Annotated in this window: 21 protein-coding genes and 1 pseudogene; 4 read left to right on the top strand and 18 right to left on the bottom strand. The window is 66.4% G+C overall.

The features are described from left to right. Together ACESL5_RS05750 and ACESL5_RS05755 are read left to right on the top strand one after the other, a co-directional pair. Window positions 1–238, top strand: a pseudogene (locus ACESL5_RS05750) (sulfite dehydrogenase); the annotation flags it as partial. Further along, window positions 216–881, top strand: a complete 666-nt coding sequence (locus ACESL5_RS05755; protein ID WP_372591830.1) for a c-type cytochrome — start codon at window positions 216–218, stop codon at window positions 879–881. The pseudogene ACESL5_RS05750 and the gene ACESL5_RS05755, both read left to right, overlap by 23 nt. A gap of 287 nt (window positions 882–1,168) precedes the next feature. Here ACESL5_RS05755 and thrC read toward each other — a convergent pair whose 3' ends face one another. The 16 genes from thrC to ACESL5_RS05835 form a co-directional block, all read right to left on the bottom strand. Then, on the bottom strand, window positions 1,169–2,335 hold the full coding sequence (gene thrC, locus ACESL5_RS05760) for a threonine synthase (protein WP_372591831.1): 1,167 nt from the start codon (window positions 2,333–2,335) through the stop codon (window positions 1,169–1,171). A gap of 127 nt (window positions 2,336–2,462) precedes the next feature. After that, window positions 2,463–3,230 carry an S-methyl-5'-thioinosine phosphorylase gene (locus tag ACESL5_RS05765; protein WP_372591832.1) on the bottom strand — a complete coding sequence of 256 codons (768 nt, stop codon included), beginning with the start codon at window positions 3,228–3,230 and terminating at the stop codon, window positions 2,463–2,465. Between the two features lie 33 nt (window positions 3,231–3,263). Further along, a complete protein-coding gene (locus ACESL5_RS05770; RefSeq protein WP_372591833.1) occupies window positions 3,264–3,851 on the bottom strand; it encodes a hypoxanthine-guanine phosphoribosyltransferase in 588 nt (195 codons plus the stop codon). Between the two features lie 21 nt (window positions 3,852–3,872). Then, window positions 3,873–4,934, bottom strand: a complete 1,062-nt coding sequence (gene nagZ / locus ACESL5_RS05775) for a beta-N-acetylhexosaminidase (protein WP_372591834.1) — start codon at window positions 4,932–4,934, stop codon at window positions 3,873–3,875. Window positions 4,935–4,958: 24 nt separating this feature from the next. After that, window positions 4,959–5,948 carry a PDC sensor domain-containing protein gene (locus tag ACESL5_RS05780; RefSeq protein WP_372591835.1) on the bottom strand — a complete coding sequence of 330 codons (990 nt, stop codon included), beginning with the start codon at window positions 5,946–5,948 and terminating at the stop codon, window positions 4,959–4,961. Between the two features lie 312 nt (window positions 5,949–6,260). Then, window positions 6,261–6,995, bottom strand: a complete 735-nt coding sequence (locus ACESL5_RS05785; RefSeq protein ID WP_372591836.1) for a dienelactone hydrolase family protein — start codon at window positions 6,993–6,995, stop codon at window positions 6,261–6,263. A gap of 98 nt (window positions 6,996–7,093) precedes the next feature. Further along, entirely contained in the window at window positions 7,094–7,792 is a 699-nt protein-coding gene (locus ACESL5_RS05790) for an electron transport complex subunit E (RefSeq protein WP_372591837.1), read from the bottom strand. Then, window positions 7,789–8,523, bottom strand: coding sequence for an RnfABCDGE type electron transport complex subunit G (locus tag ACESL5_RS05795; protein ID WP_372591838.1), 735 nt, complete (start codon window positions 8,521–8,523; stop codon window positions 7,789–7,791). The genes ACESL5_RS05790 and ACESL5_RS05795 overlap by 4 nt, the downstream gene beginning before the upstream one ends. Then, window positions 8,520–9,575: an RnfABCDGE type electron transport complex subunit D gene (locus ACESL5_RS05800; protein WP_372591839.1), complete on the bottom strand. Its 1,056-nt coding sequence runs from the start codon at window positions 9,573–9,575 to the stop codon at window positions 8,520–8,522. Before ACESL5_RS05800 ends, ACESL5_RS05795 begins: the two co-directional genes overlap by 4 nt. Next, window positions 9,572–11,290 carry an electron transport complex subunit RsxC gene (rsxC, locus tag ACESL5_RS05805; protein ID WP_372591840.1) on the bottom strand — a complete coding sequence of 573 codons (1,719 nt, stop codon included), beginning with the start codon at window positions 11,288–11,290 and terminating at the stop codon, window positions 9,572–9,574. The genes ACESL5_RS05800 and rsxC overlap by 4 nt, the downstream gene beginning before the upstream one ends. Beyond that, complete coding sequence (gene rsxB / locus ACESL5_RS05810; protein WP_372591841.1) at window positions 11,283–11,873, bottom strand: electron transport complex subunit RsxB; 591 nt, start codon at window positions 11,871–11,873, stop codon at window positions 11,283–11,285. The genes rsxC and rsxB overlap by 8 nt, the downstream gene beginning before the upstream one ends. After that, window positions 11,873–12,454 carry an electron transport complex subunit RsxA gene (gene rsxA / locus ACESL5_RS05815; RefSeq protein ID WP_372591842.1) on the bottom strand — a complete coding sequence of 194 codons (582 nt, stop codon included), beginning with the start codon at window positions 12,452–12,454 and terminating at the stop codon, window positions 11,873–11,875. Before rsxA ends, rsxB begins: the two co-directional genes overlap by 1 nt. A gap of 176 nt (window positions 12,455–12,630) precedes the next feature. Continuing rightward, a complete protein-coding gene (gene dnaQ, locus ACESL5_RS05820) occupies window positions 12,631–13,353 on the bottom strand; it encodes a DNA polymerase III subunit epsilon (protein WP_372591843.1) in 723 nt (240 codons plus the stop codon). Beyond that, a complete protein-coding gene (locus ACESL5_RS05825; protein WP_372591844.1) occupies window positions 13,350–13,820 on the bottom strand; it encodes a YaiI/YqxD family protein in 471 nt (156 codons plus the stop codon). The genes dnaQ and ACESL5_RS05825 overlap by 4 nt, the downstream gene beginning before the upstream one ends. Window positions 13,821–14,019: 199 nt before the next feature. Then, window positions 14,020–17,130, bottom strand: coding sequence for an efflux RND transporter permease subunit (locus tag ACESL5_RS05830; protein WP_372591845.1), 3,111 nt, complete (start codon window positions 17,128–17,130; stop codon window positions 14,020–14,022). Continuing rightward, entirely contained in the window at window positions 17,127–18,275 is a 1,149-nt protein-coding gene (locus ACESL5_RS05835) for an efflux RND transporter periplasmic adaptor subunit (RefSeq protein WP_372591846.1), read from the bottom strand. The genes ACESL5_RS05830 and ACESL5_RS05835 overlap by 4 nt, the downstream gene beginning before the upstream one ends. Window positions 18,276–18,448: 173 nt before the next feature. Between ACESL5_RS05835 and ACESL5_RS05840 the strand changes: the two genes are divergently transcribed. Beyond that, window positions 18,449–19,624, top strand: coding sequence for an NAD(P)/FAD-dependent oxidoreductase (locus tag ACESL5_RS05840; RefSeq protein ID WP_372591850.1), 1,176 nt, complete (start codon window positions 18,449–18,451; stop codon window positions 19,622–19,624). A 56-nt stretch (window positions 19,625–19,680) separates the two neighbouring features. Further along, a complete protein-coding gene (locus ACESL5_RS05845) occupies window positions 19,681–20,961 on the top strand; it encodes an MgtC/SapB family protein (protein WP_372591847.1) in 1,281 nt (426 codons plus the stop codon). Here the strand turns inward: ACESL5_RS05845 and ACESL5_RS05850 are convergent. Both ACESL5_RS05850 and ACESL5_RS05855 read right to left on the bottom strand, forming a co-directional pair. Then, window positions 20,942–24,088, bottom strand: a complete 3,147-nt coding sequence (locus tag ACESL5_RS05850) for an efflux RND transporter permease subunit (protein ID WP_372591848.1) — start codon at window positions 24,086–24,088, stop codon at window positions 20,942–20,944. The genes ACESL5_RS05845 and ACESL5_RS05850 overlap by 20 nt on opposite strands. After that, a partial coding sequence (locus tag ACESL5_RS05855) for an efflux RND transporter periplasmic adaptor subunit (RefSeq protein ID WP_372591849.1) occupies window positions 24,088–25,080 on the bottom strand: 993 nt, incomplete at its 5' end. The genes ACESL5_RS05850 and ACESL5_RS05855, both read right to left, overlap by 1 nt.

Raw genomic sequence — 25,080 nt, forward strand, 5'->3', positions numbered from 1 at the left:
ACTGGTCGAGCCCGTGCTGAGCAAGTGCGTGACCAAGTTCAAGCTCCCGTTCGAGTGGAAGGGTGACGAGCACCTGATCATGAGCCGTGTCACCGACGAGACTGGCTACGTTCAGCCGACCCTGATGCAGCTGCGCAAGGTTCGTGGCTTCAACAGCATCTACCACAAGAACTCCATTCAGGCCTGGAAAATCGAGAAGTCTGGCGAGGTGAAGAATGTCCAAATTGAAAACTTCTAAGTTCAGCCTGGGTCTTGCGGCAGGTGCCATGGCCTTGGGTCTGAGCTCTGCCAGCGTCGCTGCTGAGCACGGCAATGGCTTCAACGGCATTGGCAAGAACATCACCGAAGAAGCGGTCAAGCCGTGGGACATCAGTGTGTTCTTCGACGGCGAGAACCTGCCGAAAGGCTCTGGCTCCGTCGCCGACGGTGAGCAGCCGTACCAGGCCCAGTGCGCCATGTGTCACGGTGATTTCGGCGAAGGTGCCGAGGGCTACCCGAAGATGGCCGGCGATCCGATGCCGCAGTTCGTCGAGTCCCTCAAGCAGGGTCTCGACGGTGTCGGCAACCGTGGTGTCAACAACGCCTGGGGCCACGCCCCGACGCTGTTCGACATGATCAAGCGCCACATGCCGTTCTACGCACCGGGCACCATGGGCGTTGACGAGTCCTACGCCGTCACCTGCTACGTCCTGAACCTGGCAGGCGTCGTCGACATGGACTTCACCTGCAGCGACGAGACGCTGGCCGACGTTGAAATGCCGTCCGTCGACTACTTCGTGACCGACACCCGTCCGGACACGAACAACCAGCGCTGCATGAGCGACTGCACCGACGAAGAGCCGGAAGTCGTCTACTCTGCTGTCGAGGGCGTGAGCGGCTAAAAACCGCCCTTCTGTCCCAAGCAGAAACGATCAGCCCCGCCTTACGGCGGGGCTTTTTCGTGCCTGACGGAAAATTCAGCGGCTCTCGTCCACATGGTGGCGCGAGCGACCTCCCCAGCTAGCCCGACGCGACAAAACGCACCACACCACAAGGACAGACCGTGCTGGGCGGAACCCACAGGCTCACCAGGCTCACTGCCTCATGCTTTGGTGCCCCCCCCCGCCCCCAACGAAAAAGACCTCGCCTAGGCGAGGTCTTGGGAAGGACTCCAACCGGGATCGGGGGCTTATTTCATGAAGCCCAGGATCGCGTTGCGTACCGACTCGAGGTCGGCATCGATGGTCACCATCGTGGCCTTCTCCACACCCGGCATATCGCCGGTGCACTGGGCGATGGCAGTATCCGGGTCCTTGAGGCCGTTGCCGGTCAACGTCAGGACGATGCTCGAGCCGTCCTGGATCTTGCCGGCTTCGAGGTCGTTGATCAGGCCGGCCAGCGAGGCGGCCGAGGCCGGCTCGCAGAAGATACCTTCGTGCTGCGTCAGCATGCGCTGGGCGGCGAGTATCTCGGCGTCTGAGACCTCGGCGAACCAGCCGCCGGACTCCTCCATCACCTTCCAGGCACGATCCCAGCTCTGCGGGTGACCGATGCGAATCGCGGTGGCGACGGTATCCGGGTCGTCGACCATCTCGCCGCGCATGAACGGCGCCGAGCCGCTGGCCTGGTAGCCGACCATCTTCGGCCGATTGCCGCCGGAGCCGCCCCCGGCGAACGGGCACTTGCCGTTGCAGTAGGCACAGGACTCGGTGACGTGCTCGCCGGAGACGGCGGAGAACTCGCAATACCCGATCCAGTGGGCAGTGATGTTGCCAGCATTACCCACCGGCAGGCAGTGGTAGTCCGGGGCGCGACCCAGTTCCTCGATGATCTCGAAGGCCGCGGTCTTCTGGCCCTGAAGACGATAGGGGTTGACCGAGTTGACGATGGTCACCGGCGCCTCCTCGGCGACTTCCTTGACCAGGCGCATGCCGTCGTCGAAGTTGCCGCGGATTTGCAGGATGGTCGCACCGTACATCATCGCCTGGGCCATCTTGCCCATGGCGATTTTGCCGTCGGGAATGATGACGAAGGCGGTAATGCCGGCGCGCGCGGCATAGGCGGCGGCCGCCGCCGACGTGTTGCCCGTCGAGGCGCAGATAATGGCCTTCGAGCCCTCTTCCACCGCCTTGGTGACCGCCATGGTCATGCCGCGGTCCTTGAACGAACCGGTCGGGTTGAGACCCTCGTACTTGACGTAGATGTCCACCGAACGGCCCAGCACTTTCGGCAGGTTGTGCAGGCGAATCAGCGGGGTCGCACCCTCGCCGAGACTGATCAGCCGGGTGTCGTCGGAAAGCGGCAGGCGATCACGATACCGGTCCAGCAGGCCGGTGTAGCGGCTTTGATGCGTCATGAAATACTCACTTGAATGGCCCCGTGCACGGGCCGACAGGCCTGATACAGGGCGGAACGATGATGTTTGGGGGTCATTTTACCCCAGCCTTCCCCCGGCTGTCAGGGGCGTGGCGAGGCGACCGGCTTCAACCCGTGCGACGCCAGAGCATCCGGTTTTCGTCATTCAGGACGTGCTTGAGAACCTTGCGCACCTTGCCCATCGAACGGTTGAGTGTCCGGTCGATCTCGGCGAGGGAAATCACCTCACCGTCACGAACACCCGCGGCCCAATTGGCGACCACGTTGAGGCTCGCGTAGTCGATCTCCGCCTCGCGAGCGAGGACGGCCTCGGGCATCCCGGTCATGCCGACCACGTCGCAACCGTCGCGCTGCAGGCGACGGATCTCGGCCGCCGTTTCCAGACGCGGCCCCTGCGTAGCGCCATACGTGCCGCCGTCAATCAGTTCAAGGTCGAGCGCCTGTCCCGCCTCGAGGAAGGCGCGGCGCAGCGTCTCATCGTAGGGATAGGTGAAATCAACGTGGGTGACGGAATCGAGATCCCCTTCGTAGAACGTCGACGGACGCCCCCAGGTGTAGTCGATCAGCTGGTCGGGCACGACCAGCGAACCCGGCCCCATGTCCGGATGGATGCCGCCCACGGCGGCCACCGCCAGGATGCGGTCGACACCCATCTCCCGCAGGGCCCAGATATTGGCCCGGTAGTTCACCTGGTGGGGCGGAATGCGGTGGTTGTAGCCGTGACGCGGCAAAAACACGACGTCGCAGCCCTGCAGGCGCCCGATGGTCACCGGCCCGGAGGGCTCCCCGAACGGGGTCGACACCATCTGGTGGCGAACATCCTCGATTCCCTCGATCTGCGACAGGCCCGTCCCGCCGATGATTGCCAGATACACCTTCAGACCTCCCGGACGTGAGTGTGACCCGGCTCAGCCTCCGTCGGGAAGCGCATGGATGCCGGGCAGATTGCGAAAGTAGCCATGGTAATCCATCCCCTCACCGAAGATATAGCGGTCCGGCACGGTCACACCAACGAAATCCGCGGCCAATCCCGGTGTCTTGCGGTCATGATGCTTGTCGGTCGCCACGGCGATCCAGACCTGTTTCGCTCCGGCGGACAGGCACCATTCCCGGACGGCCTTCAGCGTGTGCCCCTCGTCGAGGATGTCGTCGACCAGCAGCACGTCCCGGCCGACCAGTTCGACGTCGGGCTGTGCCAGCCACTTGAGCGCACCCCCGGTAGTCGCCCCCCGGTAGCGGGTGGCGTGGAGATAGGAAAGCTCGAGGGGAAAATCCAGCCGCGGCAACAACTGGCCGGCGCTGACCAGCCCGCCGTTCATCACCGCCAGCACCACCGGCAGACTGCCGCTCAGCGCCACGTTGATCTCGTCGGCGATGCGCGTATAGGCGGCCTGCATCTCGTCGGGCGTCACCAGGCAGTCGCACCGCGCCAGCAAGGCGCGGAGTTCTGCCGAACGGCCCGAAACTTCGGGGTGGTTGTCCCGGTTCTCATGCATGTTCGTATCCTTGTCCGGACGTCAGGCCCGGTCGGGGAACAGGTCGGGCTCGTCGACACCGAGACGGTCGATCCAGGCCAGCGCCTCGGCATAGCGGGGAGAACGTTCCAGGCGGCCCTCGGACGGGAGCGGGCCGTGACCGAACATTCGGGCCAGCCGCGCCTCGCGTTGTGCGCTGGACGGGAGACTGACCGTCTTCTGTACCCGGTCGACCAGCTCGGGATGATTGCAGATCAGCGCCATGTCCACGCCGGCGGCGAGGCAGCGTTCCACCCTCTGCTCGATCTCGCCGGCCGTCGAGGCGGCCGCCATGGTGAGATCGTCACTGAACACGGCGCCCTCGTATCCCCACTGCCGGCGGAGGATCTCGCCGATCCAGACCGGGGAAAATCCGGCCGGCTGGTCATCGACCTCCGGATAGATGACATGGGCCGCCATCAGCCCCGGTATCAGCCGCTCGGCCAGGGCCTTGAACGGACGCAGGTCGGTCCGCTCGATCGTCGCGAACGGGCGACGATCCACCGGGTGGGCGATGTGCGAGTCGGCGGCGACGGCCCCGTGCCCCGGGTAGTGCTTGCCCACGGCAGCCATGCCGGCATCATGCATCCCGCCAATCCAGGCGATCGCCAGCGCGATCACGGCCTCGGGCCGCTCGTCGAAGGCGCGGTCGCCGATCACGCCGCTGATGCCACGATCGAGATCCAGCACCGGCGCGAAGCTCAGATCCACGCCCACCTCGCGCAGTTGGACCGCCATCAGCCAGCCCAGCGATCGGGCGGCCTCCAGGCCGGCCTGGCGATCCTCAGCGAAGAGCCGACCGATCCGCCCCATGGCCGGCAGCGGCACGAAGCCGTCCCCCTTGAAGCGCTGGACACGCCCGCCCTCCTGATCGACCGCGATCAGCAGGTGCGGGCGGCGCAGCGCCCGGATCTCGGCGATCAGCTCGGCAAGCGGCGCCCGCCCCTCGAAATGACGAGCGAACAGGATCACCCCGCCCGTGGAGGGGTGCTGCAGTCGGCGCCGATCTGCCGGAGTGATCTCCGGGCCGGCGAGGTCGATCATCAGGGGGCCAAGTGCGGTCATGCCGATTTCCTTCCCAACAGCGGGTCAGTGTTCTTCCTTATCGCGGACGTTACGCAGGCGTCGGCTGCGACCATTGTTGCCCAGCAAGGCCTTCTCGGCGAGCGCCCCGAGGTACACGTACAGGCCCAGGGCGACCAGCAGGGCCGCGGCGGCGAATACCATCAGGGTAGCGGTCACTCCCTGATCGGAGTAGCCCATTGAAACCTTGAACATGGTCAGGAGACCCTCGATGAGGATCGCGACGAGTATCGCGGCGACGAAGCGCGTCATGGTGCGGCGAACGGTACTGTGTCGATGGACGTCCTTTTCCAGCAGCACCTCTTCCTCGAACACCGTCTTGGCGAGATCGAAGATCGCCATCGCCAAGGTGAGCACGACGATCACCTCGAATGGCTTGAGTTGCAGCTCGGACGCCCATCCGGGCTCCATCAGCGCGTGAACCAGCTCGCTCATGCTGCTGTAGAAGAGCACGCCCGCCACCAGCAGCATCGCGGCGGCAAAAAGGGCATACAGGCCACGAAAGAACGGCTCGACCCGCCGACGCATCGTGTCGCCCAGCAGGAAACTGATCATTGCCTCGAGGTCGACGTCGATGACCAGATAGCCCACCTTCCCGCCGTGCTCCAGCCGCACGGTCGCCGAGATGCACAGGTCCCGCGAGGCGGCGGACAGGTAGGGCTCGGTCAGGTGAACATTCTCACTCTCCGCGGCACGCTTGAAATAGGGCCGCTGACTGCGATCCACGCCCCGGCCTTGACCATGGGCACGGTTCACGTGGCCGGTCTCGTCGGCGCCGTATTCGGCGACTTGCACCCCGTCCTCGTCGAGCAGGTAGACCAGATCGACGAAGGGATACAGGTCGATCAGTTTCTCGGTCACTCCACGCAGGCCGGAGGGGTCGGAAAGCAGGCGCGGTTCACCGATGCCCGTGATGATCGATTCGATCAACTCGCGAATGGAGCGCGACTGCTCGTGGTAGCGGTCGATGGTGCTGATGTAGTTGGCCGAGTGCATAGGCTCTCTGGAATCTAGATGGTGACCGGAGCAGTTTACCTGCTGGAAACAGAAAAGAGGCGCCGGAAAGGCGCCCCAGCAAGGAGGAGTCAACATTGCCAGCCCGGGCTTGCCATCATCTGGAGGCAGGCCGATGGATCATGGCATCCCGGTAGCAGCGAGAAGCATGCCAACCGTCTGTGACATCCTCGTTGCACCGGGCGACGCGACGGACCGGGCGGCCTGCCATGGCCGAATGCCGGTGAAGCCTAAGGGTAGCCCGGAGGGGGCGCACCATCACGGTGCCGGCCGCCCTGCCCGGGTGCAGGAACGTCAGCCCAACCGGTCGTGGAAGAAGGCGATCGTCTTCTCGAACGAGTCCCGGTCCGCCTGCTCGTCATAGCCCAGGGGCAGGCCGAACTTCCGCGCCTTGTCGTCCGCGCCGGGATTGGTGAAGGCGTGGCTCACCCCGGGATAGACGGTCACCTCCACATGAGCACCCGCCCCGCGCATTTCCGCGGCGATGCGCTCGACCTCATCGACCGGAGCCATCGGGTCCTCCGCGCCGGAGAAGATCCGGATGGGGGTGTCGATAGCGCCGGCAATCGGTGCCAGCCCCGAGGTACCGGCATGGAACGTCGCCAGCGCATCGTGGCGCACGCCCTGGCGTGCCATGCTCAACCCCACCGAGCCACCGAAGCAGTAGCCAATCGCCCCGAGGCTCTCGGCATCGACGCCATCGTGGCGCTTGATCGCCTCGATGGCCAGCCGATAGCGGGTCTTGAGCGCCTCGAAGTCCGACAGAGCCTCATTCATCAGCTCAGCGGCCTCACCGGCATCCTCGGTGACCTTGCCGTCACCGTAGAGATCGATGGCAAAACCCACGTAGCCCGCCTCGGCCATGTCGCGGGCACGCTTTTCCATGTAGGCGGTACGACCCCAGAACTCGGGCACCACCAGCACCACAGGGCGCGGACCCTTCACATGGGGGTTGAAGGCCACCAGCCCTCTCATGGTCCGGTCATCCGAACGGTATTCGAGCTCTTCGGTCCTGATTTCTGCGGCCATCGCTCACTCCTTGGCAGTCGCGCACCGTCATCAGAAGGCGCGCGGGAAAACGTAACAGGGGAATTCTGGCAGCATCCGCGGGGGATTTCAGGAACGGGTCAGCATGCCGCCTCGACCGGTTTGCCGCTACGGGCGGCACGGATCGCCCGGGCACGTCGGGCCGCCCGCTGGTCGATGCCCTGCTTGAACGCGACCAGCAGCGCCAAACCGATGAAGGCGCCCGGCGGCATCAGGGCCAGCAGGAAGGTCATCTGCTCGGGCAGCACGCGGATGCCCCAATCCATGGCCACAGGCCCGAACAGTTGATCGGCACCGTCAAGCAGTGTGCCGAAGCCGATGATCTCGCGCATCGCCCCCAGCGCCACCAGCACGAGTCCGAAGCCCGCTCCCATGACGAAGCCATCGAACACGGAGAAACCGAAGGCGTGGCGCGAGGCGAACCCCTCGGCACGGGCAATGATGATGCAGTTGGTCACGATCAGCGGGATGAATATGCCCAGCGTGTTGTACAGCGAGTGGAAGTGGGCGTTCATCACCAGTTCGATAATGGTGACCACCGAGGCGATCACCATCACGTAGACGGGCAGCCGGACTTCCGAGCGGACCCAGTCGCGGATCAGCGAGACCACCCCGTTGGCGACCACCAGCGTGACCAGGGTGGCGATCGCCAGACCCAGGGCGTTTACCGTGGTATTCGATATTGCCAGCAACGGGCACAGGCCAAGCACCTGCACCAGTGCCGGGTTGTTCTTCCACAGCCCGTCGAGGGCCAGCTCGGAAAGCCGCGGATCACTCATGAGGTGTCCTCCTCCGTGTGCACGTCCGGGGGGGTGCCGAACAGCGCCGATCGGTGTTGTTCGACGTATTCCAGGGCGGATTCCACCGCCTCGACCACGGCTCGCGGCGAGATCGTCGCCCCGGTGAACTGGTCGAACACGCCGCCGTCCTTCTTCACCGCCCAGCCTTCCGGCGGCGGATTGCCGAGGCCACGCCCGGTGAATCCCAGAATCCAGTCGGTCTTCTCGGCCTTTATCTTGTCGCCCAGCCCCGGGGTCTCGTTCTGCTCGAGCACGCGGACGCCCTTGACCTCGCCGCTGGCCTCGACCCCCACCAGCAGACGGATGTCGCCACTGTAACCACGATGGGTGACCACCGGAATGGCTACGGCGATGGTCTCGCCGTCACGACGGGCACGAAAGCCCAGTTGCCCGGCCGTCATGGCCCTCTCCTGTTCCTCGTCCGACGGGAGGGACGGCAGCAAGCCGGCGGGTGCGGGTTCGATCACGGGCTCGCCCAGGTTGAGCGCTTCCGGGTCGGACAGGATGAAGGCATCCTCGGCCGGGTTGTTGTCGTAATCCTCGCCGGCGAGCACCTCCATGATCTGGCCCAGCAGCACCGCCTGCCGGTTGAGCTCGATCTGTTCGGCCGTCTTCTGCTCGGTGTAGGCGACGAACCCGACCCCGAGGGCGAAGAACGCCGCCAGCAGCACGGAAGTGATGACGATCTGGCGGATTTCGAAGTTCATCATGACTCCCCAGACCTTCCTGACGCCGCCCGTGGCTTCCGACCGAAAACGACCGGCTGGGTGTAGTAGTCGATCAGCGGGACGGCAAGATTCATCAACAGGATCGCGAAGGCCACCCCGTCCGGATAGTTGCCGAAGCTGCGGATCAGGACAGCCAACACGCCGATGCCGAAGCCGAACACCAGCCGGCCGCGTGGTGTCGTCGAGGCGGTCACCGGGTCGGTGGCCACGAACAGCGCGCCGAAGATCACCCCGCCGGCCAGCAGATGGAAGGTCGGGCTGGCGAACTGATCCGGATCGATCGCCCACAGCAGCGCCGAAGTGGCCAGCACGCCGACGATCATCGCCACCGGGATGTGCCAGCGAATCGCGCCGCGGTACAGCATCCACGCCCCGCCAGCGAGGAAGGCCAGGTTGAGCCACAGAGTCCACGACGAGTCCGGCGACCAGATCGACGTCCCCATGGCGGCGACGCTGCCGCCCTCGGAGGCGACCATCCGCAGTTGATCAAGCGGCGTGGCCTGGGACAGCGCGTCGAAGCCGGTGCCCACCGGCAGCGCGCCGAGGAAGGTCCAGGCGGCCGCCTCTGTCAGTGACAGGTCCGCCGCCCCCCCGTTGAGTGCCACTCCCCAGCGCGTCATCGCCTCCGGGAAGGAGACCAGCAGGACCACATAGCCGACCATCGCTGGGTTGAAGAGGTTGTAGCCGATACCGCCGTAGAGCTGCTTGGCGACCACGACCGCGAACAGCGCCCCGATCACCGGCAGCCACCAGGGCGCGAGGTTCGGCAGGCACAGGGCGAGAATCCAGCCGGTAATCAAGACCGAGCGGTCGCCCAGCGCCGGGCGGAAGGGACGGGCGCGCAGCCACAGCATCAGCGCCTCGGCCAGCCAGGCCGTGCCAACGGCCAGGGCCACGTTGAACAGCACACCCCAGCCGAGCAGCCAGATGGCCACCACCGTACCGGGCACCAAGGCCCATAACACGGTGGTCATCACTCCGGCGACGCTCGATTCGGCCTCGACGTGAGGCGAGGTCTGCACCGGAAACTTCATGAATCCTCTCCCGTTCCGGGCGAGCGGCCCGGATCCTTGGCATCGTCGGTGGAGCTTTCCCCGGCCGCTGCGTTCCGTGGCTTTTCACGGACACGTGTCTTTCGGGCGCGAGCTCGCTCGCGCGCCGCCTCGATGCTCATGCTGGCAGCGGCCTTGCGCCCCTCACCCTCGGCCTGCGGCGGTTGATCGCCGCCCTGTCCGGCCTCCTCGCGCGCCTTGTTTTCCTGGGCGGCCTTGATCGCCGCACGTTTTTTCGCCAGGGCGGCCTCGCGTTCGGCCTTCTGCCGCTCGATGCGCTCGTTGTGGAATTCGAACCGCCGGCGGGCATGCTCGGCCTTGGCCCGCTCCCGCTCGGCGTACCAGATCTCGGTCTTGGCATGCCGGAAGTACTGCACCAGCGGGATGTGCGACGGGCAGACCGCCGAGCAGACCCCGCACTCGATGCAATCGAACAGGTGGTAGTCCTGACAGCGATCGAACTGATCGGCACGCGAGTACCAGTAGAGCTGCTGTGGCAGCAGGTCGGCCGGGCAGGCCTCGGCGCAGCGCGAACAGCGGATGCAGGGCTGGGGTGTCGGCGTCGGATCGCGATCGGCCGGGCGCAGCGCAAGCAGGCAATTGGTGGCCTTGACCACGGGCACCTCGTCCTCGTGGAGAGCGAAGCCCATCATCGGGCCACCCATCAGCAGCCGGTCGACACCCTCGCGGTAACCGCCGGCCGCCTCGATCACCCTGGCCATGGGCGTGCCGATGCGCACGCGCAGGTTCCGGGGATGATTCACACCGCCGCCCGCCACGGTCACGATCCGCTCGGTCAGGGCACGCCCCTCGGCCACGGCCCGCCAGCAGTTGGCGGTGGTGCCCACGTTGAGGCAGAGCATGCGGTAGTCCGTGACATGCCGCCCACGCGGGATCTCGATCCCGGTAAGCGTCCGGATGAGCTGCTTTTCCCCGCCAGCGGGGTAGATCGTCGGCACGACCTTGATCTGGAAACGCCGTTCGTCCTCCTCGGCGGCCAGCCGGTCGATGACCGCCTGCATGGCGGCGACGGCACGCGGCTTGTTGTCCTCGATGCCGATCAGGCAGCGGGCGGCACCCACCGCGTGCAGGATGACCTGCGCGCCACGGACAATCGTCTCGGGCTCCTCCTGCATCAGCCGATCATCGCAGGAGATGTAGGGCTCGCACTCCGCGCCATTTAGCACCAGGGTTTCCACCCCGCCGGGGTTGGCGGTGGCCAGCTTGGCCGCGGTCGGGAACACCGCCCCGCCCAGGCCGACGATCCCGGCCTCGCGCAGCCGCGAGCGAATCTCGACGGGGCTCGTCTCGCGATAGTCCGGCCAGGGGTCGAAGGGCTCGGCCTCGCGGTCCTCGCCGTCGGCCGCCAGGACGATGCTCTGCGCGACCAGCCCGCCGGGATGGGGCAGCGCCCGCGGCTCGATCGCCCGGATCGTGCCCGAGGTCGGGGCGTGGATCGCCGCGGAGATGAAATCGTCCGGACGGGCCAGCAACTGGCCACGGCTTACCCTGTCGCCCGGTTCGACCACCGGGATGGCCGGCGCACCAATGTGCATGTGCAGGGGCAGGACGTATTCGTCCACCAGCGGCATGTCCTCGATGGGCCGATCGCAGGCCGGGGCCTTGCGATCCTCGACGTGCAATCCACCGTGGAAGCCGAACAGCCCCTCGGAAACGGCCACCTTCGCCTCAGGCATTGGCCGGCTCCTCGGGACGCAGGCCGAGGCCGCGCGTCACCACCGGATGGGCGGATTCGGGCAACGGGAAGCGGTAGGCCTCCACGCCTTCCTCGACGGGCACCATGTCGATACAGTCCACCGGGCAGGGCTCGACGCAGAGCTCGCAACCGGTGCACTCGGCCTCGATCACGGTGTGCATCTGCTTGGCGGCACCGAGGATCGCGTCGACCGGGCAGGCCTGGATGCACTTGGTGCAGCCGATGCAGACTTCCTCGTCGATGACGGCGAGCTTCTTGACCTCCTGGACCTCCAGGTCGTCGTCCAGCGGCTTGAATTCCACGTCCAGCAGTTCGGCGAGGTTACGGATGGTCGACTCGCCACCCGGCGGGCAGCGATTGATGTCGGCCTCGCCTTTCGCGATGGCCTCGGCGTAGGGTCGGCAACCCGGATAGCCACACTGGCCACACTGGGTCTGTGGCAACAGCTCGTCGATCCGGTCGGCGAGCGGATTGCCCTCCACGCGAAAGAGCTGCGCGGCGATGCCCAGCAGCACCCCGAAGAGCACCGCCAGACCCACGGCAAGAAGAATCGCCATCCACATCAGATCGTCACCATGCCGGCAAAGCCCATGAAACCCAGTGCCATCAGCCCGGCCGTGACCAGGGCGATCGGCACGCCCTCGAAGGCCGCCGGCACGTCGGCAGCGGCCAGGCGCTCACGCAGCGCCGAGAACAGGATCAGCACCATCGAGAAACCCACCGACGCCCCGAAGCCGTACAGTGCCGAGGCGACGAAGCTGTTGGCCTCCTGCACATTGAGCAGGGCCACGCCCAGCACGGCGCAGTTGGTAGTGATCAGCGGCAGGTAGATGCCCAGCACGTTATGCAGCAGCGGGCTTGTCTTGCGCACCATCATCTCGGTGAAGTTGACCACCACCGCGATCACCACGATGAAGGTAATCGTACGCAGGTACTCCAGTCCCAGCGGCACCAGCAGCCAGGCGTGCGTGACGTAGCTGGCGATCGCCGAGAGCGTGAGCACGAAAGTAGTCGCCAGCGACATGCCAATGGCCGTCTCGACCTTGTTGGACACGCCGAGAAACGGACACAGGCCGAGGAACTTCACCAGCACAAAGTTGTTGACCAGGATGGTGCTGATCAGGATGAGAATGTATTCAGTCAAGGCCGCCTTCCGTTCCTGGTGAACATGGCACGCGACCGGGGTCTCGCGATCGAGTGACCCCGGGACTGCCGGTATCGGGGCGAATGGTAACAAGGAATCGTGACAAGCCGCGAACCGGTATGTTCAACCATACCATTCGCCCGATTCCACTTGAAACGCCCCGCCCGGTTAACGGTTCAGTCCGCCGTGCGCTCCGTACCCGGCCAGCGGAAGGCCTCGTTGACCTCGCTCAGACGTTCCACCCATTCCTCGTGTGCGCTCCGCTCGCTGTCGTTCGCAGCGATCACCCGCAGTCGCGGGCGATCGACGGGAATGGTGCCCAGGGCGGCCTGTCCGGCGGTAGCCGTCTCCGCCGGGTTGTCGAAGGACAGGTCCCACTGCCCGCCGGTCAGTGCGAGATAAACGTCTGCCAGGATCTCCGAGTCGAGCAGCGCCCCGTGCAGGGTCCGGTCGGAATTGTCGATCTGGTAGCGGCGGCAGAGTGCGTCGAGGCTGTTGCGCTGGCCGGGATGCTTCTCGCGCGCGATGGCGAGCGAGTCGGTGACGAGATCGACGTGCTCGGCCAGCCCCGGGTAGCCGAGGCGCTTGAGCTCGGCGTCGATGAAGCCGACGTCGAACTCGGCGTTGTGAATCACCAGCTCCGCGCCGCGGACGTACTCGAGGAACTCGTCGACCACCTCGGCGAAACGCGGCTTGTTCTCCAGAAAGTCGTTGGAGAGTCCGTGAACGGCGAAGGCCCCGGCATCCACTCCCCGCTCCGGGTTGAGGTACTGATGGTAGTTGCGGTGCGTCAGGCGCCGGTCGACCAGTTCGACCGCGCCGATCTCGATCAGCCGGTGGCCTTCCTCGACCGGCATGCCGGTGGTTTCGGTATCCAGGACGATCTGTCGAAGGGTCATGCCTTTTTCTCGCCTTGCTCTCGTTGGTACTGGTTCAGCCAGCGCTCGAGCGCACTGGCGAAGGCCTGCTTGTCTTTCGGCCCGAGCGGCGCCGGCCCGCCGGTCGCCACGCCGGATTCGCGCAGGGTCTGCATGAATTCGCGCTGCACCTGCCGACCACGGATGGACTCGGCGGAAAACGCCTCGCCGCGCGGGCCGATCACGGCCACCCCCTTGGCCAGCGCCTCGGCGGCGAGCTCGATATCCGCCGAGATCACCAGGTCCCCGGCCTCGGCCGCCTCGACGATGGCATTGTCCGCGACATCGAATCCCGGCGCCACCTGCATGAAGCGCACACGCTTGGAGCGCGGCACGGCGATCGCATGATTGGCCACCAGCACCACGTCCACGCCGACGCGGTCGGCGGCGCGAAAGAGCATCTGCTTGATAGGGACAGGGCAGGCGTCGGCGTCGACCCAGATCGTCATGTGTCTTCTCGTGGTTTGGTTGGGTGGCCGGTCAAGGTTTCCAGTCGATCCGTAATTCAACGGTGTGGAAAGTTTCGCACGCCTGTTGGCCAAGCAGTCACGGTTGCATTGCCGTGCCCGGCGCGCGAGCCCCTTTTCTGCTGAGCCTCTCAACGCAACCGGTGGGCGAATGTCATCCGGTTTTGAACGACCAAACGTATCAGGACGCCGACTCGTCCCCCATCTCCCTCTCCAGCCGCCGCCCCACATCCCCGGACGACCCGGTCCGGCGCGCGAGCAGATCATACGCGACCGGAACGACGAACAGGGTAAGCACGGTGGCCAGCGCGACCCCGGCGAAGATCACGGTCCCGATCACCAGGCGCGTCTCCGAACCGGCACCGCTGGAGACGATCAACGGAATCGCACCGGCCATCGTGGTCACCGCAGTCATCAGAATCGGGCGCAGGCGGGTAACGGCGGCTTCCTCGAGTGCCTCGCGGAAAGCCCTGCCCTGGTCGCGCAGCTGGTTGGCGAACTCGACGATCAGGATACCGTTCTTGGCTGCCAGCCCCACCAGCATCACCAGCCCCACCTGGCTGTAGATGTTGAGCGACAACCCGGTGACATGCAGCCCCAGCAGCGCCCCCAGGATCGCCAGCGGGACGGTCAGCATGATGACGAACGGGTGAACCAGGCTCTCGAACTGGGCAGCCAGCACCAGGAACACCACCAACGCTCCCAGGACCAGCATGAATACCGTCGCCCCGCCGGCCTGGCGGTAGTCGCGGGACTGCCCCTTGACGTCGGTCTGCGCCTCGGGCGGCAGGATCTCGTCGACAGTGGCCTCCAGATAGTCCAGTGCCTCGCCCAGGGGGTAGCCGTCGGCCAGATCGGCCTCGATGGTGATCGCGCGGATCCGGTTGAACCGATTGAGCGTCGAGGGCCCGGCGAAGTCCGTCAGCGTGACCAGGTTGCCCAGCGGGATCAGTGCGTCGGTAGTTCGCGAACGGACGTAGATGTTGTCGATGATCTCGGGGGAACGCTGCACGTCGCGCTCGCCCTCGAGGATCACGTCGTACTCCTCGCCGGCATCCACGTAGCGGGTTACCGTCCGACCACCGAGCAGCGTTTCCAGCGTGCGACCGATCTCGGTGACCGTCACGCCCAGGTCGGCGGCGAGGTCGTAATCGATCTCCACCTTGAACTGCGGCTGGGTCTCCTTGTAGTCGGAATCGAGTCCCGTCAGCCGCGGGTTGTGCTCGCGGATGTGCTCGAACAGCGCATCGCGCCAGTCGGCCAGCTCGTCGAAATTGCCACCGCCGAGGACGAACTGCACCGGCTTCTGCACCTGTTGGCCGAAGCCCTGGCGCATCACGGGAAACGCCCGCACGCCCGGCAAGTCCCTGACCATCGCCCGCACGTCGTCCATTATCGCCCAGCCCGAGCGCCGGTTCGCCCAGTCGTCCAGGATGATGATGCCGAAGCCGTTGTTGAAGTTCTCGATGTTGCCCCAGCCGCGTGGCGACCGGATCAGCGCCCGGGCGACCTCGCCGTCTTCGATCAGCGGGGCGAGGCGCGCCTCGATCTCGTCCATGTAATCGAGCATGTAGTCGAAACTCGCCCCTTCCGGGCCATTGACCACGATGAAGAACGCCCCGCGATCCTCCGACGGGGTGTACTCCCTGGGCAACTGGTCGGCCAACCAGACGGTCGCGCCCACCCCGACGAAGAACAGCGCAACCACCAGCCAGCGCAGCCCGAGCGCACCGCGCAACAGCACCCGGTAGCCCCGGCGGGCACGTTCCAGCACCACCTGCACCACCCTCGCCATGCCGCCCGACTCGCTGCGCCCGTTGAGGATCTTCGAGGCCATCATCGGGGTGAGCGTCAAGGCCAGGAAGCTGGAGATGATCACCGCGGCGGCCAGGGTGAGGGCGAACTCGGTGAACAGCTGGCCGATGTCCCCCTCCAGAAAGGAAAGCGGCACGAACACCGCCACCAGCACCAGGGTGGTCGCCACCACGGCGAAGGCGATCTGGCGGGTGCCGTTGAAGGCGGCGACCAGCGGGGTCTCGCCGTGCTCCTGGATGCGGCGGTTGACGTTCTCCAGCACCACGATGGCGTCGTCGACGATCAGGCCGATCGCCAGCACCAGCGCCAACAGGGTAAGCAGGTTGATGGTGAAGCCCAGTACGTACAGGGCGAAGAAGGTGCCCACCAGGGCAATGGGCACCGTTACCGCCGGGATCAGGGTGCTGCGGAGGTTGCCGAGGAAGACGAAGATGGCCAGCACCACCAGCCCGATCGCGATGAACAACGTGTACACGACCTGGCGCACGGCACTCTCGACGAACACCGAGGTGTCGAAGCTCAGGTTCAGTTCCATGCCGTCGGGCAACGTCCCCAGTACGCGCTCGCGCTCGGCCTTCACGCCCTGCGCGATTTCCAGCACGTTGGCGGTCGACTGCTTGATCATCCCCAGCCCCACGCGGGGCACGCCGTTCTCGCGGAAGATGCTGCGGGTCTCGACCGACCCGACCTCGACGCGGGCCACGTCTTCCAGGCGCACCATGTGCCCCTCGCCGCCCCGGTCAAGCACCAGGCCACGGAAATCCTCGGCGGTTTCGAAGTTTCTCGGCAGGCGCACCGTGAACTGTCGCTCGACCGACTCGATGGAGCCGGCGGGCAGTTCGACGTTCTCGGCCCGCAGCGTGTCCTCGACGTCGCCCACGGTCAGCCCGTGGGCAGCCAACGCGGTCCGATCCAGCCACACCCGCATCGCATAGGTCTGGCTGCCGGAGACCCGAACCCGGGCCACGCCGGGGAGCACGGAGAAGCGATCTACCAGGTAGCGCTCGGCGTAGTCGGTCAGCTCGGCGATGGAGTACTCCTCACCCGACAGACCCAGCCAGAGCACCACTTCGCTGGAGGAATCGGCCTTCTCGACCTCCGGCGGGTCGGCCTCGTCGGGGAGGTTGTCGAGCACGCGCGAGATGCGGTCACGCATGTCGTTGGCCGCGGCGTCCAGATCGCGCGAGAGAGCGAATTCGACCGTGACCGAGGACCGACCGTCCTCGCTCGACGAGGTGATCATCTCGATCCCTTCCACCCCGGCGATGCGATCCTCGATCACCTGCGTGACACGGGTCTCGACCACGGCCGCGGAGGCGCCGGGGTAACGCGTGTCCACGCTCACGACCGGCGGGTCGATGTTGGGGTATTCCTGCAGGGGCAGTCGGTCCAGCGCAATCAGCCCGAAGGCCACCAGCAGGGCCGAGAGCACCCCGGCAAGCACGGGACGCTTGATGGAGACGTCGGACAGGATCATCCGTCGCCCTGCCCTGCCGACAGTTCGTCACGGTGGCGCTCGAGGATCTCGCGTACGGGATTGTCCTCGTCGGCAACGTCGAGTACGCGCACGGCCACACCGTCCCGCACCTTCTGCACCCCGTGTCGGACCAGCAGCTCGCCCCCCTGAAGGCCGTCGGCCACCTCGACCCAGCCGGGGCGTCGCTGGCCGATCTCGACCTCGCGACGCTCGACGCGATCGGTCTCCTCGTCAATCACGAACAGGTACTGGTGCTCGCCCTGCGGCAGTAGGACCGACTCGGGCACTGCCACGACGTCGCGACGGTCACGTTCGAGGATGGTCCGCATCAGCATGCCCGGGCGAAGCAGCCCTTCATCATTGTCGATCCGCGCGCGAATCGTGATGCTGCGAGTGGCCGCATCCACCCGTGGCCGGATGGCGCGCACCTCGCCGGAGAATCGCCGCTCGGGGAAGGCATCGGTGCTCGCCATCACCGACTGGCCGACCGACAGCACGCCGACATGGCGGGCCGGCACGGTGAAGTCCACCTTCACCGAGTCGAGCTTGTCCAGGGTCACCAGATCGGTGCCGGGGCTGACCAGCATGCCGTTGCTGATGTCCCGAAAGCCGACAATGCCGTCGAACGGGGCATGGATCCGGTGGGCGGCCAGCCGGGCCTTGATCCCCTCGATCTCCGCCTGGATCTGCTGGACCCGGGCGCGATTGTCCTCGACCTCGGCGCGCGCACCGAGGTTGCGGTCCAGCAACCGCTGCGACCGCTCCAGCGCATTGCGCTGTTCGACCAGGCGGGCCTGGGCCGCGGCCAGTTCCGCCTGCTCCTCGGTGTCCTCCAGATGCACCAGCAGGTCACCCGCTTCGACCCGTTGCCCATCGCGGAACAGCACATCGCGTACCGTCTCGGTCACGGTCGACGACAGGGTGACTGCCTCGTCCGCCCGCACGGTGCCCAGTGCCTCGAGCGGGGACGACCACTGCTCGGATACTGCGTAGGAGGCGATCACTGCCGTTGCCGGACGGTCGGTCGCCGTGGCGACCACGGGCAGCAGGATCGAGAGCACGGTCGCCAGGGTGGCCGCCGCCCGCCGGGCCGAACGGACGCGATACGGGCCGGGGCGCCTGCCCGGTCGGCGGATGAGGGGCATGTCTTCTCCTGTGTCGAGGGTCAGCGGATCGCGATCAGGAGAAGCATAGTATGCGAAACATGCTGACGAACAGATGTCGTTCCCTCCGCATTATGCCGGCGGAACGGGGCGACCTGAATCGCTCGGTGGCGGACATTGCTATCATGCCGCGTCAATCATCGACGGGACGGGACATGCACTACGACGTGGTGATCATCGGCGCGGGGGCCGCCGGCCTGATGTGCGCGGCAACGGCCGGTTACCGTGGCCGGCGGGTACTGGTGCTCGACCATGCCCGAAAGGCCGGCCAGAAGATCCTCATGTCCGGAGGCGGGCGCTGCAACTTCACCAATCTCAACAGCACGCCGAGCCAGTTCCTTTCCGCCAACCCGCGCTTCTGCATCTCCGCGCTCAAGCGCTATCCCCCGCAGGCCTTCCTCGAGCTGGTCGAGCGCCACGGCATCGCCTACGAGGAGAAGGCTCCGGGGCAGCTTTTCTGTCAGGGGCGGGCGCGGGAGATCGTCGACATGCTGCTCACCGAATGCGATTGGGCGGGTGTCGAGATCCGCATGAAAACCTCCGTCGAGACAGCCGAACAAAAAGCGGATCACTACCTGGTGGCAACCGATCACGACCGGTTCACCACCGAATCGCTGGTGATCGCTACCGGCGGCCTGTCCATTCCCACCATGGGAGCCACGCCCTTCGGCTACCGGATCGCCGAGCACTTCGGCCTGCCCGTCCTGCCCACCCGCGCCGGGCTGGTGCCGTTTACCCTGCACCCGGACCTCAAGTCCCGCCTGGCGCCGCTTGCCGGCATCAGCGTTCCGGTGACCGTGAGTTGCCGGGGCATGCGTTTCGCCGAACCGATGCTGTTCACCCACCGCGGCCTGTCCGGGCCGGCGATGTTGCAGATATCCAGTTTCTGGCAGCCGGGCGACCCGCTAATCATCGACCTGCTGCCGGGACACGACCTGGCGGAAGAACTTGGGGAACGGCGCCGGGAACGCCCACAAGGAACGCTTCAGCAGTACCTCGCCGAGCACCTGCCGAAGCGGCTGGCCCAAGTGCTCGCCGAATGGCACGGCAAGGACAGCTCGCTGCAGGAGTACGGCAACGCGGACATCGAGCGGGTCGCCGCAGCCATACAGCGGTGGCAGGTAAGCCCCGCCGGCACCGAAGGCTACCGCACCGCCGAGGTCACCCTCGGCGGTGTCGACACCCGCGCACTGTCCTCGCAAACCATGGAGGCGCGTGACCAGCCGGGCCTGTTCTTCATCGGCGAGGTGGTGGACGTCACCGGGCATCTGGGCGGGCACAACTTCCAGTGGGCCTGGGCTTCGGGCGTCGCCGCCGGGCAGGCTGTCTAGAATCGGAGACAGACAGCTCCCGATCACGGACCGGACAACCACGCCACAGGAGCACCATGGACGATCTCACCAGCCAACTCATCCAGGACAATCTCACTCTCTGGCATTTGGCGATCGCCCTGCTGCTAGGGGCGCTGATCGGTCTGGAACGCGGCTGGTCGAAGCGCAAGGAAGAGGCCGGCTCGCGCATCGCGGGACTACGCACGCACGCCCTGGTGGGCCTGCTCGGCGGCCTCGCCGGTCTGCTCTCCGAGACTCTCACCGGCTGGGCCTTCCCTACCCTGCTGCTCGCCGTGGCAGCCCTCGCGATCGTCGCGTGGCGCACCCGCGCCGAGACGGTACGCAACTACAGCATCACCGACAGCATCGGCCTTCTGATCGCCTTCTGTATCGGCGCCATCGCGGTGGCCGTCGACCTGGTGATCGCTACGGCCGCGGCAGTTGTGACGGCCATGATCCTGGACAACAAGGAAGAGATCCACGGCCTGCTGCAAAAGCTCGAGGCGCGCGAACTGGACGCGGCACTCAAGCTGCTGCTGATTACCGCGGTAATGCTGCCGCTGCTGCCAAACGAAGGCTTCGGCCCCGGCGGCGTGCTCAACCCCTACCAGATCTGGTGGATGGTGGTGCTGATCGCCTCGATCTCGTTCGTCGGCTACTTCGCCATCCGCGTCGGTGGTGCGGAGAAAGGAATCCTGTTCACCAGCCTGTTTGCGGGGCTGAGTTCATCCACCGCCCTGACGCTGCACTTCGCGCGGCAGTCACGCATGACCGAAGGCCTCAGTCCACTGCTGGCCGTGGGGATCCTGATCGCCTGCGGCACCATGTTCCCGCGGGTGCTGCTGGTGGCAACCATGATCCACCCGCCGATGTTCGCAGGCCTGCTAGTCCCCGTGCTGGTCATGACCGTGCTGCTGTACGTGCCGGCGTTCCTGATGTGGCGCAAAGCCAGGCAGGGCATCGACGTGACGCAACCCGAGCTGAAGCAGAACCCGCTGGACCTGACCTCCGCCCTGCTGTTCGGCGTGTTGCTGACGATCATCATGCTGGCCGGCGAATGGCTACGGAACTGGCTGGGCGAGGCTGGCATATACCTGCTCGCCGCCTCCTCGGGCGTGGCCGACGTGGACGCGATCAACCTCTCGCTCACCCGGATGGCGGAGGAAACTATCACCGTCCAGACCGCCGTGATGGGCATCATCATCGCCTCGGCGGTCAACAACCTGGTCAAGACCGGCATCGCGGCGGTGATCGGCACACGCACCCTCGGCCTCTGGGTGGCCGGACCGATGGTCCTCTCCCTGGCAGCGGGGCTCGTCACCGCCTGGCTGATCTGATCAGCCCGCCCCCCCGTCGCCGGTCCCACCAGGCGAGCATCGCCGGGGTGAAAAGCAGGGTCAGCGGGGTGGCCACCAGCAGCCCGCCGGCAATTGCGGTGGCCAACTGGACCCAGTACTGGGTGGACGGTGCCCCAATGGAGAACTCCCGCCCGACGAAGTCGATGGTCAGGGCGAAGATCATGGGGGCCAGACCGAGAATGGTGGTCACCGTGGTCAGCAGCACCGGCCGCAGGCGCTGGGCCCCGGTGCGCAGGGCGGCCTCCGCCGCGTCGATGCCGTCACGCCGCAGCTGGTTGTAGGTGTCGATCAGGACGATGTTGTTGTTGACCACGATCCCGGCCAGGGCGATCACGCCAATGCCGCTCATCACAACGGAAAACGCCTCGGCGCGCAGCAGCAGCCCCAGCAGCACGCCGCTGGTGGAGAACACGATCGCGGTGAGCACCAGCAGTGCCTGGTAGAAGCTGTTGAACTGGGTGACCAGGATCAGCACCATCAGCACGATCGCCATGAGAAAGGCCATCATCAGGAATTGACCTGCCTCGGCCTGGTCCTCCTGCTGGCCGCGGACGGAAAGCGTGACATCCTCCGGCAGCGGGTTGTCCGCCAGCCATTCCTCCAGCGCAGTCACGCGCTCGTCGACCAGCCGACCGGCGGCCACGTCGGCCTTGACGGACAGCGTGCGCCGACCGTCGATCCGGTGGATGATGCCGGTCTTCGGCGCCGGCACGAACTCGACGAAGTTCTGCACCGGCACCAGCCCCGCCTGGGTGGGCACCCGCAGGTTCACCAGCTGAGCGATATTGCGTTCGTCAAAGGGAAAGCGCACGCGGATGTCGACCTCCTCGTCGGCATCCTCGGGGCGGTAGCCTCCCAGCGCCAGCCCGCGGGTGAGCATCTGCACGGCCCGGCCGAGGAGATTGACGTCCGCCCCGAAGCGCGCCGCCTCGCGGTGGTCGACCTCCAGGCGCATCTCCACGCCCGGCAGCGGACGGTCGTCCTCGATGTCGACGAAACCGCCCACCTCATCCATGCCAAGCCGCAGGTGTTCGACGCCCGTCACCAGCGGCTCCACCCCGCCACCCTGGTCATCGGCGGAGACCTGCAACACCACCGGCTTGCCCTGTCTTGGCCCGCCGGACTCGGTCAGGAATTGCAGCCGCACCCCGGGGATATCCGCCATCTCGGCACGCAACTCGGCGAGGATCTCGTCGGCCGACGGACGCTGCTGCCAGTCGACCAGGTCGAGTTGGATCACGCCAATCACGTCCTCGGCGTAGTCCTGGCCCAGCCGGGCCTGCTGCGACGCGATGCTGCGGGCGTAGACCGTCTTGAAAGCGGGGTGATCGTAGAGCCGGGCCTCGACGTCACGCACCAGATCGTCGACCTCCCACACCGAGAGATCCCCGCGCGCCTGGATCTGGATCTGCGCGAAGCGCGGCTCGACCTCGGGGAAGAAATCCACCCCGCGCCCCAGCTCGCCGTAGGCGACGTAGAGCGCGGCGGTGAACAAGGCTACGCCGGCGAAGGTCTGCCCCGGGTGGGCGATCGCCCAGCGCAACCCGGCAACATAGCGTGCCGTTCCCCCGTCGAGCTCGTCGAAACGCCCGGCCTCGGCCGCCCGGATGTGGCGGACCTGTTCCGGACGGCTTGCCCCCTGTCCGCGCGAGATCATCGCGGCCAGCACCGGGATGAACACCAGCGCCATGGCCAGCGACATCAGCAGGGTGACGATCACCGTGGCCGGCAGGTAGAACATGAACTCGCCCACCAGCCCCGGCCAGAAGATCATGGGAAAGAACACCGCGAGCGTGGTGGCCACGGAAGCGGTGATCGGCCAGGCCATGCGTTGCGCCGCATCCAGATACGCATTCTTCCCGCGACCTTCGGCGAGATAGCGGTCGGCCTGCTCGATCACCACGATCGCCCCGTCGACCAGCATGCCCACCACCAGGATCAGCGCGAACAGCACCACGATGTTCAGGGTAAAGCCCATCAGGTAGAGGACCAGCACCCCGCCGAGAAAGGCACCGGGGATGGCCAGTCCCACCAGCCAGGATGACCGCCCGCCCAGCGCGAAGACGATGGTGAGCATCACCAGCAGGATGGCGGTGAGGACGTTGTTCTCCAGATCCCCGAGCAGGTCGTCGATGTCCTCGGCGCTGTCCTGGAGGTAGCGGACCTGGATGCCACCGGGCCATTCGGCCTGGGCCTGCTCGATCACCTCGCGGGCGGCGGCCACCGTATCGAGGATGTTCGCCCCGGCCCGCTTGCGGATTTCCAGCGAAACGGCCGGCTCACCGTCGATACGGGCGAACCCTTCCGGGTCCTTGAACGTTCGGCGCGCGTCGGCGACCTCCTCGAAGGTCACCACGGTGCCATCAAAGGCGATCACCGGCAGCTCGAGCACGTCACTGACCGACTCGATCACCCCCGGCACCTTGATATTCAACCGCCCCGCCCCGGAATCCAGGGCACCGGCGGCCACCAGCTGGTTGTTTCGCTCGATCGCGGTGACAAGGTCGTTGAAGGGCAGGCGGTAGGTCTCCAGCGTGCGCGGGTCGACGAGCACCTCGAGCAGATCCTCACGATCGCCGCCGATCTCCACCTCGAGCACGCCGGGCAGCGCCTCGATCCGGTCGCGCAGGTCGCGAGCGCGCTGCACCAGGGTGCGCTCGGGCGCCGAGCCCGACAGCGTGGCGATCAGCACCGGGAACATCGACAGGTCGACCTCGGAGACCACCGGCTCCTCGACGCCCGGCGGGAGATCGGGCCGCACCAGGTCCACCTCCTCGCGCACGTCGGCCAGTGCCCGGCGGTTGTCGTAGCCGGGGTCGAAGTCCAGCCGGACCAGGGCGAAACCCTCCCCGGCGCTGGCCTGCATCTCGTCGAGGCCCTCGAGACCCGCCAATTCCCGTTCCAGCGGACGCACCAGCAGCCGTTCGCTGTCCTCGGGCGAGATGCCCGGATAGGCGACCGTCACGAAGAAGATCGGCACATCGACGTCCGGCGCGGCCTCCTTGGCGATCTGCACGTAGGCCGTCCCGCCGGCGGCCAGCAGGGCCAACAGCATCAGCAGGACGCTGCGCGACCGGGAAAAAAACGCGGCGAGCAGGGCATTCACTAGGGCTTGTCCTCCCCATTGCCTGCCTCGATGCGATCCCCGTCACGCACGAACCCTTGCCCCAGAGAAATCAGTTGCACCTCGTCGGGCAGACCGGTCACCCAGATCAACTCGGCAGTGGCACGCACCGGCGTGATCGGTACGAAGGAGGCGTGCATGACACCGTCCTGCGTCTCGGCGACCTTGACCCCCAACTCGCCTTGCTCGTTCTGCGAGATCAGTGCCGGCGAGATCGCGTGGGCACGAACCGTCTCCACCGGGATCTCCACGGTGACACTGGTGCCGGCCGGCAGGTCCCGATCCGGGTTGGCTACCTGGATTCGGGCAAGAAAGGTGCGGGTCTCGTCGGCGGCGGTGGCCGAGACGTAGGTCACCGAACCGCGGCGCTTCTCGCCGTCGAGAAAGATCACCCGGGCCTCCAGCCCCTCGGTGACCTCGTGCACGCGATGCTGGGGGATCTGCACCACAGCTCGCAGGGGATCGTTCTCGACGATCTCGGCCACCGGCTCGCCCGCCGCGACCACGTCGCCGCGCCGCGCAATCTGGCGGTTTAGCACCCCGCCGATCGGGGCCTCGATGCCGGTGCGCTCGATGTCCAGCTCGATCGAGGCCACCCTCGCCCGGGCCGCCTCGAGCTCCGCTCGGGCCCGTTCGGCCGCCAGCCGGGCCTGGAACCCCTGATCCGCCAAGCGCGACGCGGCATCGTAGTCGCCCTGCGCCTGGCGTTCGGCGGCCTTCGCCTCGCTCAGGCGTGCCTGCCGATCGTCCATACTCAGGCGGGCGATCAACTGGCCGGATTCGACCACCTCGCCCTCCGACACCGGTGTCTCGGCGACCTCCCCGCCCGTCTTGGCCCGAACCCGCACGACCTGCTCGGGCTCGACGTGACCCTGAAGCGTGACCAGCCGCTCGACCGGTTCGGCCCGACTGTGGGTCAGTCCGACCGTGACCGAGGCGGAACGCTCTGGCGGCCCGTCATCGACCGGCTCCCG

The sequence above is a fragment of the Guyparkeria sp. genome, assembly GCF_041687595.1.
Lineage (GTDB): Bacteria > Pseudomonadota > Gammaproteobacteria > Halothiobacillales > Halothiobacillaceae > Guyparkeria.

Coding starts and splice junctions, on each gene's coding strand:
- ACESL5_RS05755 (WP_372591830.1), top strand. CDS start 216: ATGTCCAAATTGAAAACTTCTAAGTTCAGCCTGGGTCTTGCGGCAGGT.
- thrC (WP_372591831.1), bottom strand. CDS start 2,335: ATGACGCATCAAAGCCGCTACACCGGCCTGCTGGACCGGTATCGTGAT.
- ACESL5_RS05770 (WP_372591833.1), bottom strand. CDS start 3,851: ATGCATGAGAACCGGGACAACCACCCCGAAGTTTCGGGCCGTTCGGCA.
- nagZ (WP_372591834.1), bottom strand. CDS start 4,934: ATGACCGCACTTGGCCCCCTGATGATCGACCTCGCCGGCCCGGAGATC.
- ACESL5_RS05780 (WP_372591835.1), bottom strand. CDS start 5,948: ATGCACTCGGCCAACTACATCAGCACCATCGACCGCTACCACGAGCAG.
- ACESL5_RS05785 (WP_372591836.1), bottom strand. CDS start 6,995: ATGGCCGCAGAAATCAGGACCGAAGAGCTCGAATACCGTTCGGATGAC.
- ACESL5_RS05790 (WP_372591837.1), bottom strand. CDS start 7,792: ATGAGTGATCCGCGGCTTTCCGAGCTGGCCCTCGACGGGCTGTGGAAG.
- ACESL5_RS05795 (WP_372591838.1), bottom strand. CDS start 8,523: ATGATGAACTTCGAAATCCGCCAGATCGTCATCACTTCCGTGCTGCTG.
- ACESL5_RS05800 (WP_372591839.1), bottom strand. CDS start 9,575: ATGAAGTTTCCGGTGCAGACCTCGCCTCACGTCGAGGCCGAATCGAGC.
- rsxC (WP_372591840.1), bottom strand. CDS start 11,290: ATGCCTGAGGCGAAGGTGGCCGTTTCCGAGGGGCTGTTCGGCTTCCAC.
- rsxB (WP_372591841.1), bottom strand. CDS start 11,873: ATGTGGATGGCGATTCTTCTTGCCGTGGGTCTGGCGGTGCTCTTCGGG.
- dnaQ (WP_372591843.1), bottom strand. CDS start 13,353: ATGACCCTTCGACAGATCGTCCTGGATACCGAAACCACCGGCATGCCG.
- ACESL5_RS05825 (WP_372591844.1), bottom strand. CDS start 13,820: ATGACGATCTGGGTCGACGCCGACGCCTGCCCTGTCCCTATCAAGCAG.
- ACESL5_RS05830 (WP_372591845.1), bottom strand. CDS start 17,130: ATGATCCTGTCCGACGTCTCCATCAAGCGTCCCGTGCTTGCCGGGGTG.
- ACESL5_RS05835 (WP_372591846.1), bottom strand. CDS start 18,275: ATGCCCCTCATCCGCCGACCGGGCAGGCGCCCCGGCCCGTATCGCGTC.
- ACESL5_RS05840 (WP_372591850.1), top strand. CDS start 18,449: ATGCACTACGACGTGGTGATCATCGGCGCGGGGGCCGCCGGCCTGATG.
- ACESL5_RS05845 (WP_372591847.1), top strand. CDS start 19,681: ATGGACGATCTCACCAGCCAACTCATCCAGGACAATCTCACTCTCTGG.